Source organism: Microcystis sp. LE19-41.2A (assembly GCF_027530405.1).
Taxonomy (GTDB): Bacteria; Cyanobacteriota; Cyanobacteriia; order Cyanobacteriales; family Microcystaceae; genus Microcystis; species Microcystis aeruginosa.
The window spans coordinates 1-3,759 of the sequence record NZ_JAPZQJ010000210.1 but is presented as its reverse complement, the minus strand read 5'-3'; the positions used below and the strand labels follow the sequence as shown (position 1 = coordinate 3,759).

Sequence of the window (3,759 nt, the reverse complement as noted above, 5' to 3'; positions counted from 1 at the left end):
CTGTTTTAAGAGAATCTCTGAAAGTGCATTGCTAATCTATGTTAACAAAAAAGTATCGGATAAGTAGGTAGGCACAATTATTTGTAGGATGGGTTAGCGGTAGCGTAACCCATGCGGGCGTTGGGTTTCATGCTTCAACCCCACCTACGTTCTTATCATAGTACCAGATAGGAGACAGGGTGCATCCCACATTTGCAGAAATACCGACAATCAGCAATTATCAGTGACTCTTAAATTAGTACAAAAATATGAACAATCGCGTGTAAGCATCCCACCGAAAAACTAATGCGCGGGGGGTTTGGGGGCGGCGCCACGCTCCCAACGGGGGGTTTGGGGGGTAGAACCCCCCAAAAGCTTGGATTGAGTGATAAAATCGGAAGTAATGCCCGATCTTAGCCGAGAGTTTCCCCGTAAAAATCCCAATTGGTAGATTGACAAAAATGAGATGCACCCTCGGTCGTCGGTCGTCAGAAGAATTAAGAATGAATAATAATCAATTATGCGGTATTAAGTAAGGAGTGTTAAATGGCATTAACAGTGCTATCTTTTCACTGATTACTGTTTACTGTTTACTGATTACTGATAAACCGGCAGACGCGCCTTTAATTCCCAGCCATAAATTGCTAAAAATTCCTTTAATTTATCGGGGTGTAAATGGAGGTAATCGGGATTAACTTCATCGATAAGGCCAATACCGCCTAAATCCCTCGCTCCTGCCGCTAAACAATCCAAGAGAAAAAGAGGATCGGGTACTAAATTCGGGGGAATTTGAATGACAATATCTGGGGGCAAAATTTCCCTAGCTTGTCTAACCAGATCGGGTAATTTTTGCAGATCAAAAGGATTATTTTGCCACTGTTCTCTTTTACCCGGATTATAGGGTTGTAGGATCACTTCTTGAATATGTCCCCAACGTTGATGAATAGCGGCAATAGTTTCTAAGGTTACTAAGCGATCGCATTCTGTTTCACCAATTCCTAATAATAAACCCGTGGTAAAAGGAATTCCTAATTCTCCCGCCCATTGTAACTGCTCTAAGCGCAGGGATGGCACTTTACTGGGGGCATGACGATGGACAGTATTTAATAAAGTCACCGTCATTTGTTCTAACATTATGCCCATAGATAGATTGACATTTTTCAGTTTTTCCATCTCGGCAAAAGTTAAAATCCCCGCATTGGTATGGGGATAAAAACCCATATTTAAAGCCAATGCTGCTAAATTATAAATATGCCGAAACCATGACTCTCGATTGGCTGCTAAAGGATGAACTTCGCCGCTAAGAATTAAAATTTCCGTAATTTCCGAACCCTGCAAAGCAGTTAAAATCTCTTTGGCCTTGTCTAGACTTAACCAGCCATCAGTGCCTAAATCCCTGCGAAAATTACAATAACTGCAACGATTGAAACACTCGTAGGTAGGTACAAGGGTATGAGAGGGACTATAGGTGACAATTCTTGACATTTTTTTCGGAATTGGAGTTCATTACGAGCATTCAAGGGCGATAAAATTTGCTATCGTGGGGAGAATTGCTGTTTTATTCACTTAAAAACACCCTCCCTTTTCGCTTCCTCCTATGATTTTCGATCCTGCCAGTCTTCCCTCCCATCGTCAAACGATTCGCCCGATTAGCGCCACGGCCCTGCACGGAATTGTATTTCAAGATAACAAATTAATCGCTATCGACGCAAAAAACGGCTATTTATACCAAATTGCCCTCGATACTGGTCATACAACCGTAATTAATTCCCATCGCTGGCAAGAATTCGTCGGGACGACGGGATTGGCAATCGATGATCAAAATAACCTCTGGTTTACTACCCGCGAAAATCTCTACTGCTGCACTCTCGAAGATTTTACCCCGAAATTTTTTACCCGTCTTCCCTACACCGCTAACGGAGTCGCCGTAACTGCTAACACAATTTATGTCACTTGTCAACGTTCTGGACAAATCTTTATATTTGATCGCCAATCGGGACAGGAAATTACTCGTTTGTACGCACCGGGTATCGGCATCGAAAATATCACCATTCGCGGGGAAGAACTTTGGTTAACGGATACCCTAGAACAAACGGTTTACTGTCTTGATCGCGCCACGGGAGAACAGCTTTTTAGCATGATAACTCCTTTTGAATCACCGACGGGATTAGCATTTTATCGCGATGCGAACAGTGGCAAGGATATCTTATATGTGGCCTATGCTTTCCAAGAACCCTTTATCCGCGATAATCCCAATTCCGAACAGGTTTACGAACTTAGTTATCGTCCGCGTACTTTTGTCCATCCTCTATATTTTCACTACGATCCCGCTAAAAAATACACCCTTTCTAATGGTTATCTGATCGAATTATCCTACGTCGAGGAATTGGAACCTCTATATAATATCGAACTAAAAGATGTGGAATGGCGCATCGCTTTACCCCTAGAAACACCGCGGCAAAAAATTCGCAGCGTCGAAGCGGTGGGATTGCCTTTTACTGAAGAAATTCAAGACGGGCAGCGGGTGGCAGTATTTAAGTTCAAGCAAATAACCGCCAAACAACGTCATATTTTTGGTTGGAAAGTGGTCTTAGAAGTGTGGGGAATTAAATACCAAATTACTCCCAAAGATTGCGAAGATTTACCCCCCTTACCCGCCGATTTTCCCGATCGCTATTTGATCGATAATGATGATCTGGCTATGAATACAGAAATTATCCTCAATGCTGCCCAAGAAGCGACTGGTCGGGAAACCAATCTACTCAGAAAAGTTTATAGTATTCGTAACTACGTCTATGATCAGCTTTCCTACGGCATCAAACCCAACATCGACACCCCCGATATTGCCCTGCGGCGCGGAGTGGGTTCCTGTGGCGAATATGTGGGTTTATTATTGGCTTTGTGTCGTCTCAATGGTATTGCCTGTCGTACGGTAGGACGTTATAAATGCCCACCCCATCCCCTCGAACGTAATTTACCCCTCGAACCAGATTACAATCACGTCTGGATGGAATTTTATCTCCCCTCTATCGGTTGGGTTCCCATGGAGTCCAATCCCGATGATATTTTTGAAGGTGGTCCCTATCCCAATCGTTTCTTTATGGGTTTAGCTTGGTATCACACGGAAATTGCCAAAGATATCCCCTTTGAACGAATGCTCAGTGAAGGACAACCGGTGTTAAAAACCCAAGTTCCCATCGGCGATTTAGCGATTAATCACGTTCAATTCGTCATTCTTGAGGAATTAGCCCCAAAAGACTAGAATTCTGAGCCATCATCTAGGATGCCCATTTCTCTATCTCTTTCTTCTTTGAGTTCTTTGACCATTTGCAAACCCGCGCCCACACAGAAGCCCAAGGCTGCCCCGGCACCGGCAAAATAACGTCCATAGATGATTTGATAGTTATAGGGATTTTTATAGTTGACTTGGCTGGGATTGCGTTCAATGCGGCTAATGCCATAACCGATACCTGCCCCGACTAAAGCGGTAACAAGGCCTGAAAATAGAACTAGACGAAAGTTCATGATCTTATCTCCCGATGGACTCTGACTTTAGATTATCGCTGAAAATTAGTTCCTGGCAAGCGATCGCAATAATTCGTTAAGTAGTCGTGCCAAATTAATTTCCCTTGAGATGTGTAATTAGGGTTTGCTGAATAAATCTAAAAACCTTGTTGGATAGGGTTTTTAGACTTGTTTTCCCTCAAAAAGTGCCGACCTTTGGAGTGATTGGGGGGAAAATTCAGGTACTTTTTCCCTGAAAATTAGGTAATTGACCCC

Annotated in this window: 3 protein-coding genes; 1 reads left to right on the top strand and 2 read right to left on the bottom strand. The window is 43.1% G+C overall.

Features of this window, described 5'->3' with window-relative positions:
- Positions 1-576: 576 nt before the first annotated feature.
- Positions 577-1,464 (bottom strand): 7,8-didemethyl-8-hydroxy-5-deazariboflavin synthase subunit CofG, encoded by an 888-nt coding sequence (gene cofG / locus O9290_RS09250; RefSeq protein ID WP_288059384.1) that lies wholly within the window; start codon positions 1,462-1,464, stop codon positions 577-579.
- 112 nt (positions 1,465-1,576) lie between these two features.
- Between cofG and O9290_RS09245 the strand changes: the two genes are divergently transcribed.
- Positions 1,577-3,241, top strand: a complete 1,665-nt coding sequence (locus O9290_RS09245) for a transglutaminase domain-containing protein (RefSeq protein WP_288059386.1) — start codon at positions 1,577-1,579, stop codon at positions 3,239-3,241.
- Here the strand turns inward: O9290_RS09245 and O9290_RS09240 are convergent.
- On the bottom strand, positions 3,238-3,504 hold the full coding sequence (locus O9290_RS09240) for a hypothetical protein (RefSeq protein WP_002763196.1): 267 nt from the start codon (positions 3,502-3,504) through the stop codon (positions 3,238-3,240). The two genes, O9290_RS09245 and O9290_RS09240, sit on opposite strands and share 4 nt — an antisense overlap.
- Positions 3,505-3,759: the final 255 nt, after the last annotated feature.

Bases quoted from the DNA above. Each gene is read 5' to 3' on its own strand.
- cofG (WP_288059384.1), bottom strand. From the start codon at position 1,464: ATGTCAAGAATTGTCACCTATAGTCCCTCTCATACCCTTGTACCTACC.
- O9290_RS09245 (WP_288059386.1), top strand. From the start codon at position 1,577: ATGATTTTCGATCCTGCCAGTCTTCCCTCCCATCGTCAAACGATTCGC.
- O9290_RS09240 (WP_002763196.1), bottom strand. From the start codon at position 3,504: ATGAACTTTCGTCTAGTTCTATTTTCAGGCCTTGTTACCGCTTTAGTC.